This window comes from Pontibacter russatus (genome assembly GCF_009931655.1).
Taxonomy (GTDB): domain Bacteria; phylum Bacteroidota; class Bacteroidia; order Cytophagales; family Hymenobacteraceae; genus Pontibacter; species Pontibacter russatus.
The window spans coordinates 3,604,751-3,621,623 of sequence record NZ_CP047984.1 but is presented as its reverse complement, the minus strand read 5'-3'; the positions used below and the strand labels follow the sequence as shown (position 1 = coordinate 3,621,623).

Sequence of the window (16,873 nt, the reverse complement as noted above, 5' to 3'; positions counted from 1 at the left end):
GGTAGTTTAGCAGGTGCAGCAACTTTGGTTGGCTGCACCTTTGTTTTTATATATAAAGCCTAATGAGAATCGGTATAGTTTGTTACCCGACCTTCGGGGGTAGCGGCGTGGTGGCCACAGAGTTGGGCAAGGCCCTGGCCCTGAAGGGCCACCAGGTGCATTTTATCACTTATAGCCAGCCCGCCCGCCTCGACCTCTTCAACGAGAATCTTTTTTACCACGAAGTATATATACCGTCTTACCCGCTCTTCCAGTACCCGCCCTACGAGCTGGCGCTGGCAAGCAAGATGGTGGACATTGTGCGCTTCGAGAAGCTGGACGTGCTGCACGTGCATTATGCCATCCCGCATGCCTCGGCAGCCTATATGGCCAAGCAAATCCTCCGCACCAAGGGCATCAGCATTCCCGTTATCACCACCCTGCACGGCACCGACATCACGCTGGTGGGCAAAGACGCCTCTTTTGAGCCCGTGGTGACGTTCAGCATCAACCAGTCGGATGGGGTGACGGCGGTGTCGGACAGCCTCCGCACCGAAACCTTCGACTACTTCCAAATAGAGAAAGACATCGAAGTCATTCCAAACTTCATCAACCTCGACAAGTTTAAACGCCAGAAAAAAGACCATTTCCGGATGGCCATCAGCCCGAACAACGAGAAACTGCTGGTACACACCTCCAACTTCCGGGCGGTGAAGCGCGTGGACGACGTGATCCGCATCTTTGCGAAGGTGCGGCAGCAGATCCCCAGCAAGCTGCTGCTGGTGGGCGACGGGCCGGACCGCCCGAAGATGGAGAAGCTGTGCCGCCAGCTGGGCATCTGCAACGACGTACGCTTTCTGGGGAAGCTGGATGCCGTGGAGGAGGTGCTCTCCATCGCTGACCTGTTCCTGATGCCGTCCGAAAAAGAAAGCTTTGGCCTGGCCGCCCTGGAGGCCATGGCCTGCGAGGTGCCGGTGGTATCCACCAACGCCGGCGGCATTCCAGAGCTGAACATTGACGGCGAAACGGGCTTCACCTGCCCGGTGGGCGCCGTGGACGAGATGGTGGAAAAGGCGCTTTATATACTTGACGACCAAAACCTGCCGCGCTTTAAGGCGAACGCCCTGCGGCGCGCCACCGACTTCGACGTTGACAAAATCGTGCCCATCTACGAGGATTTTTATCAAAAAACGATTAATAAACAACTCGCATTGCTATAATCTTATCAGATTTAGGCAACATATATTTAAAAAGGACCGGAGCACTGTATGTTTCCGGTTCTTTTGTTTATTTTTGCGGCTTCATTCCCATAGTCGTGCTTTAGCGGAAAGCACCGCCCAATTTCATATACAGCCATGAGCAAAGACAAATACTTCATCATCGATTTTGACAGCACTTTCACGAAAGTAGAGGCCCTCGACGAGTTGGGCGAATTGTCGCTGGAAGGAGATCCGGAGAAAGACCGCGTGCTGCAGCAGGTAAGGCAACTGACGGACAGCGCTATGGCCGGGGAAAGCTCGTTTGCCGAGGGCCTGCGCAAGCGGCTGGCGCTGCTACGGGCACACCAGCGGCACCTGCCGCACCTCATCCTCAGGCTGCAGGACAAAGTATCGGAGTCTGTCCGCCGCAACAAGGAGTTCCTGACGGAGTACTCTGACCAGATATTTATCGTGTCGAGCGGGTTCAAGGAGTTCATCACGCCCATCGTGACAGAGTACGGCATCAAGGAAGAGAATATTTACGCCAATACCTTTAAGCTGGACGAGAACGGCAACATCACCGGGTTTGACGAGGAGAACGTGCTGAGCCTCGACAAAGGGAAAATCAAGCTTCTGGAGAAGCTGGCTCTCTCCGGCGACGTGTACGTGATTGGCGACGGCTACACCGACTACGAAATAAAAGAGGCCGGACTGGCCAATAAATTCTATGCCTTTACCGAGAACGTGGCGCGCGAAAGCGTGCTGGCAAAAGCCGAGCATATAGCCCCCAGCCTTGACGAGTTCCTGTACCAGAACAAACTGCCGATGGCCATCTCCTACCCCAAAAACAGAATCAGCGTGCTGCTGCTGGAGAACATCCACCCTAAGGCAGTAGAGCTGTTCCGCAGCGAAGGCTACCAGGTAGAGACCATGTCCGGAGCCCTGAGCGAAGACGAGCTCTGCGAAAAGATTCAGAACGTGTCGATACTGGGCATCCGGAGCAAGACGCACGTGACGCGCCGGGTGCTGGAGCACGCCAACCGCCTGATGAGCGTGAGCGCCTTCTGCATCGGCACGAACCAGATTGACCTGGATGCCTGCCTGGAGGCTGGTATCGCCGTGTTTAACGCGCCCTACAGCAACACCCGCAGCGTGGTGGAAATGGCCATCGGCCAGATTATCATGCTGAGCCGGGGCATTGTGGACAAGAGCAGCAAAATGCACCAGGGCAACTGGGACAAGTCGGCCACAGGCAGCTTTGAGGTCCGCGACAAGAAACTGGGCATCGTAGGCTACGGCAACATTGGTGCGCAGCTGTCGGTGCTGGCAGAGGCCATGGGCATGGTGGTGTACTACTACGATGTGGTGGAGAAACTGCAGCTCGGCAACGCCCGCAAGTGCAACACGCTGCAGGAACTGCTGGAGATATCGGACTTTGTGACGCTGCACGTGGACGGCCGCCCGGAGAACAAGAACATGATAGGCGCGGCGGAATTTGCCGCCATGAAAAAGGGTGCCATCTTCCTGAACCTGAGCCGCGGCCACGTGGTGGATATTGCCGCACTGGTAGACAGCCTCAAATCTGGGAAGCTGCGCGGCGCCGCCGTAGACGTGTTCCCACAGGAGCCTGCCACCAACAGCGAGCCTTTCGTGAGTGAGCTGCGCGGGCTGCCGAACGTCATCCTGACGCCGCACATTGGCGGCAGCACCTCGGAGGCGCAGGTGAACATCGCCAACTTCGTTCCGAACCGCATCATGGATTATATCAACTCGGGCAACACCTACCAGAGCGTGAACTTCCCGAACATCCAGCTGCCGGAACTGAAGAACGCACACCGGCTCATCCATATCCACGCCAACGTGCCGGGCGTGCTGGCCGACATCAACAATGTGCTCGCCAAAAACCAGGTGAACATCCTGGGCCAGTACCTCAAAACGAACGAGCGCGTGGGCTATGTGATTACGGACGTAGACAAGAAATACGACAAGCAGTTGGTGAACGACATGCGCCGCATACCGCACACCATCAAGTTCAGGATGCTGTATTAATCGTTGATTGTTAAATTGTTGATTGCATAGCCATTTACAGAAACAGAGAGTTTCCCGCATCCGGATGCGTCTTTACCGATGGGATATAATTGGTTTTAAGAAACTGCTGTAGAACAGAACCAAACATGAACAACAAGATATACTTCACCCCGGGCCCTTCGGAGCTGTACCCTACGGTGCCGCAGCACATGCAGACGGCGCTGCAGGAGAAGATCGGCAGCATCTCTCACCGCAGCAAGCAGTTTCAGGAGGTATATGCCCATGCCGTGGCAGGGTTGCGCCAGTTGCTGCAACTGCCCGCGAACTACGAGGTGCTGTTTCTGGCTTCGGCCACGGAGGTGTGGGAGCGGGCGATACAGAACAACGTGCAGCAGGAGAGTTTCCACCTCACAAACGGCTCCTTTTCCGAGAGATTCTTTGAGACGGCGCAGGAGTTGGGCCGCAAGGCGCAGAAATACGCAGCTCCGTTCGGGGAAGGTTTCGACGTAGAAAAAATTAGTGTGCCTGGCACCGCAGAATTGGTGGCGCTCATCCAGAACGAGACCAGTTCGGGCGCCAGCATCCCTGTGGAAGATATAAACAGGTTCCGGGAAAAGGCTGCTCCTGAGGCGCTTATATATGTGGATGCCGTTTCTTCGCTGCCCTACCCGGCTTTTGATTTTGACAAGGTGGATGCGGTGTACTTCTCGGTGCAGAAGTGTTTCGGTCTGCCGGCCGGCCTGGGCGTGTGGCTCCTGAACGAGCGCTGCATTGCCAAAGCCGAAGCTTTGGCGGCAAGCGGTCAGGTAATTGGCTCCTATCACAGCCTGCCCTCCCTGCTGAGCAAGGCCAAGGTAAACCAGACCGTGGAAACGCCGAATGTGCTGGCTATATACCTGCTGGGCAAAGTACTGGAGGATATGAACAGCAAAGGGGTGGCGGAAATCAGGAAAGAGACGAAGGCGAAGGCAGACCATATATATGCGTACCTGGAGCAGAGCACGGCTTTTGCACCGGCCGTGAAGCACCCCGCGCACCGCTCTCCTACCACCATTGTGGCCAATACCACCGTACCCGCCTCCGAGGTGAACAAGCAACTGGCCGCGTTTGACATGGCCATCGGCAGCGGCTACGGCAAGCACAAAGAAACCCAGATCCGGATCGCCAATTTCCCGGCGCACAGCCCGCAACAGGTAGAGGCGCTGGTGGCAAAACTGAATGAGCTGTTCGGATAAACCTTTGAGCTAAAAAGTTAGAGATTTATAAAGTTTGGTAATGTAATATCTCCGAACTATTTAACTCTCTACCTCTTTCCTTTTTAACTCTCTAACTTCAAAACACCTGCGCTATCTCCTGTTTGATATAGGTGAGGGCGCGGGCGGTGGGGTCCTGCTCCGTGCTCAACACCGTTTCCAGAATCCGTTTGGCCAGGTCGGTGCCGCGGGCATTCTCCGGCAGCTCCTTGTATGTTTTGTTGATCAGGTTCACCACATCCTCCCGGGCGTGCTTCACCTGCTGCCAGGCCTGCTCCGTCATATATACCTGCTGCGACATGTTGTGGTTAAACTCGTTCCGGATCTCGTTCAGCAGCACGCGGTGGTAGTCGGAGGCCGTGTGGCCGGTGCCGCCCACGCGCAGCAGCAGGTTACTCGGCGTGATGCGCTCCAGCAGCAGCACCACGCGCTCGTATGCCTGCAACCGGATCGGCAGCACCACCTCCGCGTTCTTCTGCCGCAGTTCCAGCAGCCGCACTTTATAGTCCCGCTCGTAATGCTTCTTCACGAGGTGATACATGGCCACGGCCACAATAATGGCGGGCAGCGCAATCTTCAGAAGGTCTAATATAAAAAGGAGGATTTCGTTCATACCGGGCTCTGTTGAAAGTCTAAATATCGCAAAAAATTAACGGAAGACACATGAATCATTACGGGGCTTCGGCTGTTTAAGAAGTACAACGCGCCGCAGCATGCGCATAATTCGAGAGAATTGTGTAAATTTGTGGCTACAAATAAAAGGGCATACACTATGGCAACAGAAACGAAAACTGCACCTATCACGCTGACCGAAAAAGCTTTAGCGGAGGCGAAAAATATAATGCAAGAGAAAAACGTACCGGCGGAATATGGTTTGCGCGTGGGCGTACAGGGCGGCGGCTGCTCCGGCATGTCGTACCTGCTGGGCTTCGACAAACCGAAGGATTCGGACGAAACCTATGACATCGACGGCCTGACCCTTATTATGGACAAGAAGCACGGCATGTACGTCATGGGCATGCAAGTCGATTTCCAGGACGGCCTGAATGCGCGCGGCTTTACGTTCAGCAACCCACAGGCGAAGAGCACCTGCGGCTGCGGCAGCTCCTTCTCCGCGTAACGAACCAGATACCTTCTTTCTTTTTAATAGGCGAAGCCCGGCTATATATAGTCGGGCTTCGCTGTTTTATATATGTTTATATATGGTGTTCTTTCTTGTGTGTAGAGACGCAATACGCCTATCAATACGTACGGGTCATGCCGGAGGGCACTACGATGATATAATCCGCCTTCTCCTCATTTTCTTCCGTCAGTTTCTCCAGCTCGTCCTGCAGCACGGTGGTGATGGTGCGGGTTTTTATATCCGGTTGGCCCTGCTTCAGGTACCAGCCGATGCCTTCGAAGTTGTCGGAGTGGTAGGCGCCGTTCAGGTGCAGCACCTGCATGCCCTGCGCCACCTGCCGCAGAATAAAATGCGCCATGGTGGCGTCTTTCAGCGCCTGCGCCTGCACAATATTTTCGCTCTTGGTATTGCCGTGGGTGCCGCTGCCAAACATGCGCAGCATGCCTTTGTAGCCGGGCAGGTTCATATCTACCTCCACCGGCAGCGGCGCGATATAGCGCTTCGCATCCTCCGAGAGAGTGTCCAGCGCCTTCATTCCTCCCCCCGACACTACGGCAGCATAGCGGCGCGGCACGTTGGTGGCCACTACCGGTATGTTTTTCTCTTTGGCATAGCGCAGCACCGGTCTGTAATCCGTCTTATAATTAGGCCACGGCCGCGACTCCTGCTCGAAGTTGGCCTCTGGCACCTGGCCCGCCATATACTCGTTCAGCACCAATTGCACGTCGGCCTCAAACATCTCCGTCCCGATAACAAAGCGCCTCGGATGGGCCTGGTACAGATCTTTGGCCACCTCCAACTGTAGCCAATGGGCAATCGGGTCGTTGTGCTGCTCCCCGAACAGCACCACATCCGCTTTCTCCAGCTCGTCCAGCATTTTACCGTAACTGATGTGCCTGCCTTTCTTGTTGAAGAGCCGGTAAGCGGGTTTGTCTTTCTCTTGTGCCGGGGCAGTTGTTGTCACCATCAGGAGTAGCAGGAAAAGGAGAGCTAGTCGGTTCATATACGCGTGCTTCGTTTACTCAATTTACAAAAAAATAACCGGCCTGTGGAGAGGCCGGTTATATATGATTTTAACTCGATACAAACCTACACCCGGTAGAACAGCCACTTCGACAGTTCCTTGTAGTTGATTTTTTTGCCGTACATCAGGATGCCGACGCGGTAAATGCGGCTCGCTATCCAGGTGGTGAAGATAAAGCCCGCCACCAGCAGCGCCATCGACAGCAGCAACTCCCAGGCAGGCACGCCGAAAGGCACGCGCACCATCATCACGATGGGCGAGGTGAACGGGATAATCGACATCCAGAAGGCCACCGGCCCGTCCGGGTTTTTCAGCACCACCGAGTAAGACATGATGAACGAGATGATGAGCGGGATAGTGATCGGCATCATGAACTGCTGCGTGTCGGTCTCGTTGTCCACGGCGGCGCCGATGGCCCCGAACAGCGAGCCGTAGAGCAGGTAGCCGCCCAGGAAGTAAAACAGGAAACAGCCGAAAATCAACGCGATGGGCAGGTTGGCAAAGCTTTCCTTCACATCGGTTATCGTGTTGGCCATCTCGTTATCGGCGGGGTTATTTACGGTTGTCCCGTCTTCTTCAGTTGCCGCTTCGCCCTGTGCGGCGGCCTGCCCGGCGGCAAACTGCTCTACCGGCGACGGGGCGGCATCTACCCCAAAGGCAGCCGATACAGCCGTGACGGCAATAAACGACAGCACGATCCAAAGCAGGAACTGCGTGAGCCCCACTGCGGCGATGCCGATGATCTTCCCCATCATCAGTTGGAAAGGCTTCACCGAGGAGATCATCACCTCCACAATGCGGCTCGTCTTCTCCTCTATCACACCGCGCATGATCTGCACGCCGTACAGAAAGATGAAGAAGTAGATGATCACGGCTCCTGCCACCCCCGCTATCGAAGTCACGATGGCGTTGTTGTCTTTCTCGCCCTCATCGCTCAGGCTAATGGTTTCCAGGTTTATATCTGCCTCTATCTCGTCCAGCGTGGCGCGGTCCAATCCGGAGGCCAGGAAGCGCTGGTTCTCAATCTCTTTCTCCAGCACGTTCTCGAGGCGCACCTGCGTCTGCAGGCTGGTGTTTTTCTTGCCATATATGGTAATGCCCTCCGGGTTGTCTATCGACAGCTTCGGGATATATAGCAGCGCAGTGTTGTCTGTTTCCTGGTACACCGTCTTGGCCAGTTCCAGCGAACCCGCCAGCGGGATGAATTTCAGGTCTTTCTGGTCCTCCAGTTTGCCCTCGAACAGGCCGCTCTCGTCCAGCACCATCACCGTCTCCGTCTCGCCCGACATGGTGATGAGCAGCCCCGGCAGAATCATGAAGGCGGCCAGCAGCACCGGCGTCAGCAGCGTCATAATGATAAAGCTCTTCTTGCGCACACGTGTCAGGTACTCGCGCTGTATGATCAACCAGATTTTAGACATGGTGGGTTTCGGTTACTTTTTGGATGAAGATATCATTGATGCTCGGCACCAGTTCCACGAAAGAATGCACCTCCACGCGCTGGATAAGGTACCGCAGCAGGTCGTTTGGCGTGGCCCCGTTCAGGAGCCTGATGTGGGCCCTGAAGATGCCGTGGTTGTCTTGCTGCTCCAGCACCTGAAAATCCGGCGACAGGATGAGCAACTGTCCGTTGCCAATCACCTGGTACGTATCGGTTTTGTAGGCGTCTTTCACCTCCCTCACGGGCCCGTCCAGCACCTTCTGAGCCCGGTCGATGAGGGCGATGTTGTCGCAGAGTTCCTCCACCGACTCCATGCGGTGCGTCGAGAAGATGATGGTGGCCCCGTTGTCGCGCAGGCGCAGGATTTCGTCTTTGATCAGGTTGGCGTTGATGGGGTCGAAACCGGAGAACGGCTCGTCCAGGATGATCAGCGCCGGCTCGTGCAGCACCGTGGCGATGAACTGCACCTTCTGCTGCATCCCCTTCGAGAGGTCTTCGATGTGCTTGCCTAACCACTCGCGTATCTCAAACCGGTCCACCCAGGTTTTGATGCGCGCGGTCGCCTCGGCTTTGCTCAGGCCTTTCAGCCGCGTGAGGTACAGCAGTTGCTCGCCCACCTTCATTTTCTTGTACAGGCCCCGCTCCTCAGGCAGGTAGCCGATGTCTTTGGTGTGGGCAGGCTTCAGGCGCTCCCCTTTAAAGTATATATGGCCGCTGTCGGCACCCGTAATCTGGGTGATGATGCGGATGAGCGAGGTTTTGCCAGCGCCGTTGGGCCCCAGCAAACCGAATATACAGCCTGCCGGAATGTCAAAGCTCACGTTGTCGAGGGCTGTGTGGTTGGCGTAGGTTTTGGTGACGCCGTCAATTTTCAGAATGCTCAAAGCCGGTCTTCTTTTGATGTAATCAAAAATACCTTTATTAATGATACCCGGCAACAGCACATGCCACTGGCCATGTATTATATCGACCAAAGCTGTGAATAACTTGATGAAACAGTGGCTCGGGTGGCCGGGAGACAAGCGTATATAGGCTGAGAACTCCGTTTATATACTACGCAGCTCGTGCGGGTCTCCGACGGTGCAAGCCGCCTCACTGTGTTTCAGACGCTCGCGGGACCTTCGGACACCGCAAGGTCTTGGGTTTATTTTAGTGACGCTATATATGGTTTGCTTATAAAAATGCTCTGCAAGTTTGATGAAAGCCATATATAAAACAGGCCCTGCCTCTCACGCGGAAAGGCAGGGCCTGTTTTATATATAGGCTGCTTATTGAAAGTAGTCCTTCACTTTCTCGAAGAAGCCTTTTTCGTTCTTGCCGGGGTGCGGCGCAAAGTTGTTGGAGCCCCGAAGGCTCTCCAGCACGGCACGTTCCTCGCTGTTAAGCGATTTCGGCGTCCAGACGTTGATGTGGATCAACTGGTCGCCTTTGCCGTAGCCGTTTATGTCCTGCACGCCCTTGCCACGCAGCCTGAAGATCTCCCCGCTCTGCGTGCCTGGCTTGATGGTGATTTTCACCTTGCCCGTAATGGTGGGCACTTCAATCTCAGCGCCCAGCGCGGCATCCACAAAGCTGATGTACTGGTCGAAGATGACGTTGTTGCCATCGCGCTTCAGCATCGGGTGCGCCTCCTCCTCGATCTGGATCAACAGGTCGCCAGGCACGCCACCGCGTTCCGGCACGTTGCCCTTGCCGCTCATCGACAGCTGCATGCCGTCCATCACGCCCGCCGGCACGTTGATGGTGATCACCTCTTCCTGCAACTCTCTGCCGCTTCCGTGGCAGGTTTCGCAGTTGTTTGTGACGATGCGGCCCTCGCCGTTACAGGTGGGGCACGTAGCCGTGGACACCATCTGGCCCAGCATCGTGTTCACTACCTTGCGCACTTGGCCGGAGCCCTGGCAGGAGTTACAGGTCTGCATGTCGGTGCCGTTCTTCGCGCCGTTGCCGCCGCAGGTGGCGCAGGCCACGTAGCGTTTCACCTTTATCTTCTTCTCAACGCCGTTGGCGATCTCCTCCAGGTTCAGCTTCAGCTTGATGCGCAGGTTGCTGCCTTTGCGGGTGCGCCGGCCACCTCTGGATTGCCCGCCGAAGAAGCTCTCGAACGGGCTGCCTCCGCCGCCCCCGAAAATATCGCCGAACTGCGAGAAGATATCCTCCATGTTCATGCCGCCTCCGCCGAAGCCGCCGTTCATGCCCTGGTGGCCGAACTGGTCGTAACGCTGGCGCTTCTGCTGGTCGCTGAGCACCTCGTAGGCTTCCGCCGCCTCCTTGAATTTATCCTCAGCAGTGGGGTCGTCGGGGTTCTTGTCGGGGTGGAACTTGATGGCGATCTTACGGTAGGCTTTTTTTACCTCCTCCTGGCTTGCGCTCTTGCTCAGCCCCAGCACCTCATAATAGTCTCTCTTCGCCATGGCTTACGCTCCTATAACTACTTTTGCAAAGCGAATCACCTTGTCGTTCAAAGTATATCCCTTCTCTATCACATCCACAATCTTGCCTTTCAGCTCCTCCGACGGCGCAGGAATCTGCGTTACCGCATCGTGCATGTCGCTGTCGAAATCGTCGCCGGCTTTTATGTTCATCGGTTTCAGGCCTTTCTGCTGCGTCACGTGCTTCAGTTTATGGAACACAAGCTCCAGCCCCTGCAGCAAGGCATCCACATCTCTGGTGGCCTCCATCGACTGGCGCGCGCGCTCCATATCGTCAATCACCGGCAACAAATCGCTCATCACGTCCTGCGAAGCCGTTTTGGCAAAGTCGATGCGCTCTTTGGCCGTTCTGCGCCTGAAGTTCTCGAACTCAGCCATCAAACGGATATATTTATCTTTCATCTCTGCCAATTCTGCAGCCGGGCTAATCTCAGCGTTTGTCCCTGCCTGGTCCGCATGCTCTTCCTGCGCCTCGGCCTCAGCACTGGCAGTTGTATCTTTCAGCTCTTCGTTCTCCAGCTCTTGCTTGTTATCTTTCTCTGACATAATGCCTTAAAAAATTAAGTTGGTAAGTCTCCTTTCCTTTGACAATTAACTTGCCAATCACACATCCGTGACATTCTGGCACCGTTTTTTAATTTTGATTGAGCGATTGAGTGAAAGGTTGTTTTTCCTTTTCAGGGAGCCTGTTTGAAGGAAAGTGAAGCAATAGCCACAAATTATTAGACAAGCGGTGCGCTGTACCTGCATATTCACTCATTCGCTCAATCACTCATTCAAAATTAAAAAATCGGTAGACAGCTTTGCGGGCTGCTACCGATTTTTATACAGGGCTATATATACCGGCAGGCTAAGCTCAGCTGTTGAGCGCCTGCCATATCATGTCTTTCAGGGGCATGATGTTTTTGCCGGAGATGCTGGAGATGAAAATGGACGGCAAATCGGCTGGCAGGGTGCTGCGCATCTCGGCCTCCAGTTCCTCGTCCAGCATATCAGACTTGGTAATGGCCAGGATGCGCTTCTTGTCGAGCAGCTCAGGGTTAAATTTTTCCAGCTCGTGCAGCAGCACCCGGTACTCTTCGGCAATGTCGGGGCTTTCGCAGGAAATCATGAACAGCAGCATGGAGTTCCGCTCGATGTGGCGCAGAAAGCGCAGGCCCAAGCCTTTGCCCTCGGAGGCCCCCTCGATGATGCCCGGAATGTCGGCTATCACAAATGATTTGTAGTCGCGGTAAGCCACCACGCCCAGGTTAGGCTCCAGAGTGGTGAACGCATAATTGGCGATTTTAGGCTTTGCCGCCGACACCACCGAAAGCAGCGTGGACTTGCCCGCGTTCGGGAAGCCGACCAGGCCCACATCGGCCAGCAGTCTCAGTTCCAGAATCACCCATTCCTCCACGCCGGGCTCCCCGGGCTGTGCATAGCGCGGCGTCTGGTTTGTCGGCGATTTAAAGTGCGCGTTGCCGAGGCCCCCGCGCCCGCCCGGCGTCAGGATGATTTCCTGGCCGTCCTCGGTTATCTCGCATTTCACTTCCCCGGTCTCGGCGTCGCGGGCGATGGTGCCCAAGGGCACTTCCAGCACCTCGTCCTTACCCTGCGCCCCAAAGGAATGGTTGGGGCCGCCGTTATGGCCGTTCTCAGCGATGATGTGCTTGCGGTACTGCAGGTGCAACAGCGTCCAGAGTTGGGCGTTGCCGCGCAGGATAATATGGCCGCCGCGCCCCCCATCTCCCCCGTCGGGCCCGCCTTTGGAGGTCAGCTTGTCGCGGTGCAAATGGGAGGATCCGCCGCCGCCGTGGCCGGAGCGCGAACAAATCTTGACGTAGTCTATAAAGTTGCTGGATGCCAAATTAGGTGGACCTGATGTATATGTAATTTTCTATTGTCTGTCTTTTACCGCATCGATGTGCTGGCAAAGCGCGTGGAAGATGTCATCAATCTCGCCGATGCCATCCACGGTGCGGAATTTCCCCTGCCCGGCGTAATAGTCGGCCACAGGCGCTGTTTTGGTATTGTACTCCTGCACGCGCTTGCGTATCAACTCCTCGTTCTGGTCGTCGGGGCGGCCGGAAGTCTGGCCGCGCAGCAGCAGGCGCTGCGTCAGTTCCTCGTCGTCCACGCGCAGCGCGATCATGCACGAAATCTCCGTCCCGTTCTCCTGCAGCAGTTTGTCGAGGCTCTGGGCCTGCGGCACGGTGCGCGGGAAGCCATCGAATATAAACCCGGCGGCGTGGCGGTGCTCTTTCACCTTATTGCCGATCATGCCAATCACCACCTCGTCCGGCACCAGCAAACCGTTGTCCATCTGCTTTTTTGCCTCCAGGCCCAATCTGGTGCCGGCGGCTATCTCTGAGCGAAGCAGATCACCGGTAGACAGGTGGATCAGGTCGTATTTTTCTATCAGTTTCTGGCTTTGGGTACCTTTACCGGCACCTGGGGGTCCGAATAAAACGATGTTGAGCATATCTTAGCTTGTTATGAAGAGCAAATGTATCGGTTTATATATGTCCTTTTTAGAAAGTGGAACTGTAGCCGCCGCCTGCGTTGCTGACACAACACACAGCAGGCAAGCTTAGGAAACGATTTTATAGATGTCGCGCAGGTTGCGGCCCAGCCCGTTGTAATCCAGCCCGTAGCCGACCACAAAATCGTTCGGGATGGGCTTGGCCACGTACTTTATATCCAGCGGGTGCTGCAGGCAGTCTGGTTTCAGCAGCAGCGTCGCCACCTCCACCGACGCGGGGCCGCGCTCCCGCAGTTGCTCCAGCAGGCCATGCACGGTATGCCCGGTGTCCACAATGTCTTCCAGTACCACCACGTGCCGGTGCTGGATGTCCTCGTTCAGCCCCAGCACCTCCTTCACCCTGCCCGTACTTTGGGTATCCTGGTAGCTGGAGAGGCGGATAAAGGAAACTTCGCATGGAATGCTGATGCGCTTCAGCAGGTCCGCCACAAACATGAACGAGCCGTTGAGCACCGCCAGGAACAGCGGCTGCTTTCCGGCATACTCCTTATCCAACTGCTCGGCCAGCATCACGATGCGGGCAATGATTTCTTCCTCGAAGATGTAGGTTTTAAACTCGCAATCGTGTATTTGAATGGTGCGCGGTTCCATGGCTTCGTTCGTTGGTGCCTGTACAAAGGTAAGTATAATTAAAAAATAAGCCCAACACAATGGCTGGGCTTATGTAAACTAAGTGATGCCGCACGGATAGGATGACAGGCATCTTCTACGAAGGACAGGCTAAAACTCGCACACGGCCATATATAACTTGCTCGCGCAGCCGATGGACAAATTATAGCTGAGCTTTGTTATATGCTTGTTATTTATTCTGCAACAGGTGTCCTTAATATTCTATTTATTTTTGGCTGAATTGACCAAATCCCTATTGGGAAAAAGAACAATCCTAATATTAGGGCTGTGTATTCAGTAGATTTCCCATAAAGCTTTTTCTCAATCGTATGAATTGAATAGGCTGTAAAGTGAAGTGAGTAACCATAGGAGTACAGAATATAAAAAGTAAATGGAATATAAACCCACATCTTCCAGCCATATATAGCATAATTGTCCTGTTCCGAAGAAATATGGTAGCCGCCTGTAAACAACTGTATGACAGCAAAGTATAAAAACGAAACAGTAAGATTAACTTGTAAGAGCCTTATGTTCAGATTAACACCTTTTGGCAGCCTTTTATATAGTTCTTCGTTGATTTTCAGTAGCCATACAATAAATAGAAATCCATAGATAACGGAAATATACTCGCCTATTTCATTGTCAGGAATAAAGGCAGGAACAATTAATAAATAGAGAAATACTTGCCAATGCTTTAGCTGTAAAAACTTGTCCATTTATTTGATATATAACCCTTCTCACCTCTCTGATGCTAAAACTTCAGAGAAGTAAGTGAGAGCACCACGGTACTCTCTGGGTTGATGCCCACTTTCGCTGTTTCCGGGTAAAGCTCTCTTACGTCCATATTAATCGGCTCCAGTTCGACAGGGGCTTCCGGAATGGGTGGCTCCTGCTCCAGGGCAATGTGCGGCGCGATAACCAGCGACACAATCGACATGAGTTTGATGAGGATGTTCATGGACGGGCCGGACGTGTCTTTAAAAGGGTCGCCCACGGTATCGCCGGTCACGGAGGCTTTGTGGGCATCCGAGCCTTTGTACTCAATCACGCCGTTAATCTCCACGCCTTTCTCAAACGATTTCTTGGCGTTGTCCCAGGCACCACCAGCGTTAGACTGGAACATGGCCATCAGCACCCCCGACACGGTAACGCCAGCCAGCAAGCCGCCCAGCACCTCCGCCGAAGACGTGTCCGGGAAAGCGCCCTCCAGACCAAAACCTACGATAAGCGGCACGATAAGCGCAATAGCGCCTGGCAGCATCATTTCGCGGATGGCCGCTTTTGTCGAGATGGCCACGCACTTCTCATACTCCGGCTTGCCTGTGCCTTCCATGATGCCCGGAATCTCGCGGAACTGGCGGCGCACCTCGTGTACCATCGCCATGGCCGCTCTGCCCACCGCCGCAATAGCCAGCGCCGAGAACACAAATGGAATCATGGCACCGATGAAAAGGCCCGCCAGCACCGGCGCTTTATATAAGTCGATGCTCGGGATGCCGGCAATGCCCACGAAAGCGGCGAATAAGGCAAGCGACGTTAGCGCGGCTGAGGCAATGGCAAAGCCTTTGCCGGTGGCCGCCGTGGTGTTGCCCACCGCATCCAGTATGTCGGTGCGCTCGCGCACTTCTTTGGGGAGTTCGCTCATCTCAGCAATACCACCGGCATTATCGGCAATAGGGCCGAAGGCGTCGATGGCAAGTTGCATGGCCGTGGTGGCCATCATACCGGCCGCCGCGATGGCCACGCCGTATAGACCAGCCGCCGCATAAGAAAACACAATGCCCGCCGCCAGCACAATAATCGGCAGCACAGTGGAGTGCATGCCCACCGCCAGACCGGCTATGATGTTGGTGGCATGGCCCGTGGAAGACTGCTGCACAATAGAGTTCACGGGTTTTTTGCCCATCGCGGTATAGTATTCTGTGATGATGCTCATGAGTGAGCCCACTACGAGGCCCACCAGCACCGCCATATATACCCCGTCTGCCGTGAAGTCGAAATTGCGCAGGCTCAGGTTCTCGGGCAGCAGCCACTGGATAACGAAATAAGAGGCCACGGCCGTCAGCGCCACCGATATCCAGTTGCCGCGGTTCAGGGCCGCCTGCACATCGCCGCCCTCTTTTACACGCACAAACAGCATTCCGATCAGGGAGAAGATAATGCCCAATCCGGCAATGAGCATGGGGAGGATGACGGGCGAGATGCCGCTGAAATTATCCTGCACCTCCACCTCGCGACCCAGCACCATGGTGGCCAGGATGGTGGCCACGTACGAGCCGAACAGGTCAGCGCCCATACCGGCCACGTCGCCTACGTTGTCGCCCACGTTGTCGGCGATGGTGGCGGGGTTGCGGGGGTCATCCTCGGGGATGCCGGCCTCTACCTTGCCTACGAGGTCGGCGCCCACGTCAGCGGCCTTGGTGTAGATGCCGCCGCCCACGCGGGCAAACAGCGCGATACTCTCCGCGCCCAGTGAGAAGCCCGTCAGCACCTCTAGCGCGCGCTCCATCTCAACGCCGTTCACATCGGCGCCGGTGCTGTACACAAACATATAATAGAAAGTGATGAACAGCGAGCCCAGGCCCAGCACAGCCAGTCCGGCCACGCCCATCCCCATCACGGAGCCTCCCGCAAACGAGACGTTCAGCGCCCGGGAGAGGCTGCTGCGGGCGGCCTCGGCAGTGCGTACGTTCGACTTGGTGGCAATGCGCATGCCGATGAAGCCTGCCAGCGCCGACAGAAACGCGCCGATGATAAAGGACACCACGATAAGCGGGTGAGACTTCTCGCCGGTGTAGCCCAGGTAGAACAGGAACAATGAGGCGATAATGACGAAATAAGCCATTACTTTATACTCCGCTTTCAGGAAGGCCATGGCTCCATCGGCTATATGGCGGGCAATGGTGCTCATGCGGTCGTTTCCGGCAGGTTGCTTCGTGACCCACGCCGACCTGAACCAGGTGTAAATGAGGGCGGCCACGCCGAAAGCGGGAATTGCGTAAAGGATACTTTCCATATATGAGATTTAGGTTTTGAGGATAGTAATATATAGTTATTAAAGAAAAGTTATTCCACAGACTTTTCCAAACGCCCCCTACCCAATCCTGCGCCACAGCCTGCAGGCTATACGGTTATTTGACAAGAAGTTGCAGCGCCCGCCTGCATAATAGATGCGCCTTTTCACGGCCCCGGGAAAGGCCTTTAACGCCCCGGGCAAAAGAGGCTGCCCCTGCAGCAGATGAACCTCCCTGACAGTGAGCA

Annotated in this window: 15 protein-coding genes; 4 read left to right on the top strand and 11 right to left on the bottom strand. The window is 55.1% G+C overall.

All coding sequences use genetic code 11. From position 1 onward, the window contains the following. The first annotated feature begins 62 nt into the window (after positions 1–62). The 3 genes from bshA (at position 63) to GSQ62_RS15050 (ending at position 4,441) form a co-directional block, all read left to right on the top strand. Positions 63–1,199: an N-acetyl-alpha-D-glucosaminyl L-malate synthase BshA gene (bshA, locus tag GSQ62_RS15060; RefSeq protein ID WP_161890271.1), complete on the top strand. Its 1,137-nt coding sequence runs from the start codon at positions 63–65 to the stop codon at positions 1,197–1,199. Between the two features lie 135 nt (positions 1,200–1,334). Further along, positions 1,335–3,227 (top strand): phosphoglycerate dehydrogenase, encoded by a 1,893-nt coding sequence (gene serA, locus GSQ62_RS15055; protein ID WP_161890270.1) that lies wholly within the window; start codon positions 1,335–1,337, stop codon positions 3,225–3,227. Positions 3,228–3,352: 125 nt separating this feature from the next. After that, positions 3,353–4,441, top strand: a complete 1,089-nt coding sequence (locus GSQ62_RS15050; protein ID WP_161890269.1) for an aminotransferase class V-fold PLP-dependent enzyme — start codon at positions 3,353–3,355, stop codon at positions 4,439–4,441. Between the two features lie 97 nt (positions 4,442–4,538). Here GSQ62_RS15050 and GSQ62_RS15045 read toward each other — a convergent pair whose 3' ends face one another. Next, positions 4,539–5,072: a DUF7935 family protein gene (locus tag GSQ62_RS15045; protein ID WP_161890268.1), complete on the bottom strand. Its 534-nt coding sequence runs from the start codon at positions 5,070–5,072 to the stop codon at positions 4,539–4,541. A 159-nt stretch (positions 5,073–5,231) separates the two neighbouring features. Here GSQ62_RS15045 and GSQ62_RS15040 point away from each other — a divergent pair, with 159 nt between their 5' ends. Further along, entirely contained in the window at positions 5,232–5,579 is a 348-nt protein-coding gene (locus tag GSQ62_RS15040) for a HesB/IscA family protein (protein ID WP_161890267.1), read from the top strand. Between the two features lie 121 nt (positions 5,580–5,700). Here GSQ62_RS15040 and GSQ62_RS15035 read toward each other — a convergent pair whose 3' ends face one another. The 10 genes from GSQ62_RS15035 to GSQ62_RS14990 form a co-directional block, all read right to left on the bottom strand. Then, a complete protein-coding gene (locus tag GSQ62_RS15035) occupies positions 5,701–6,585 on the bottom strand; it encodes a ChaN family lipoprotein (protein WP_161890266.1) in 885 nt (294 codons plus the stop codon). A gap of 86 nt (positions 6,586–6,671) precedes the next feature. Then, entirely contained in the window at positions 6,672–8,027 is a 1,356-nt protein-coding gene (locus GSQ62_RS15030) for an ABC transporter permease (RefSeq protein ID WP_161890265.1), read from the bottom strand. After that, a complete protein-coding gene (locus GSQ62_RS15025) occupies positions 8,020–8,931 on the bottom strand; it encodes an ABC transporter ATP-binding protein (RefSeq protein ID WP_161890264.1) in 912 nt (303 codons plus the stop codon). The genes GSQ62_RS15030 and GSQ62_RS15025 overlap by 8 nt, the downstream gene beginning before the upstream one ends. Before the next feature lie 384 nt (positions 8,932–9,315). After that, on the bottom strand, positions 9,316–10,461 hold the full coding sequence (gene dnaJ / locus GSQ62_RS15020) for a molecular chaperone DnaJ (protein ID WP_161890263.1): 1,146 nt from the start codon (positions 10,459–10,461) through the stop codon (positions 9,316–9,318). Between the two features lie 3 nt (positions 10,462–10,464). Beyond that, entirely contained in the window at positions 10,465–11,025 is a 561-nt protein-coding gene (locus tag GSQ62_RS15015) for a nucleotide exchange factor GrpE (RefSeq protein WP_202621788.1), read from the bottom strand. Positions 11,026–11,335: 310 nt separating this feature from the next. Further along, entirely contained in the window at positions 11,336–12,328 is a 993-nt protein-coding gene (gene obgE / locus GSQ62_RS15010) for a GTPase ObgE (RefSeq protein WP_161890262.1), read from the bottom strand. 30 nt (positions 12,329–12,358) lie between these two features. Further along, positions 12,359–12,943 carry an adenylate kinase gene (locus GSQ62_RS15005; protein ID WP_161890261.1) on the bottom strand — a complete coding sequence of 195 codons (585 nt, stop codon included), beginning with the start codon at positions 12,941–12,943 and terminating at the stop codon, positions 12,359–12,361. A gap of 108 nt (positions 12,944–13,051) precedes the next feature. Beyond that, complete coding sequence (gene hpt, locus GSQ62_RS15000; protein ID WP_161890260.1) at positions 13,052–13,594, bottom strand: hypoxanthine phosphoribosyltransferase; 543 nt, start codon at positions 13,592–13,594, stop codon at positions 13,052–13,054. 212 nt (positions 13,595–13,806) lie between these two features. Beyond that, entirely contained in the window at positions 13,807–14,328 is a 522-nt protein-coding gene (locus GSQ62_RS14995) for a hypothetical protein (RefSeq protein WP_161890259.1), read from the bottom strand. 35 nt (positions 14,329–14,363) lie between these two features. Then, complete coding sequence (locus GSQ62_RS14990; protein ID WP_161890258.1) at positions 14,364–16,628, bottom strand: sodium-translocating pyrophosphatase; 2,265 nt, start codon at positions 16,626–16,628, stop codon at positions 14,364–14,366. Positions 16,629–16,873 lie beyond the last annotated feature (245 nt).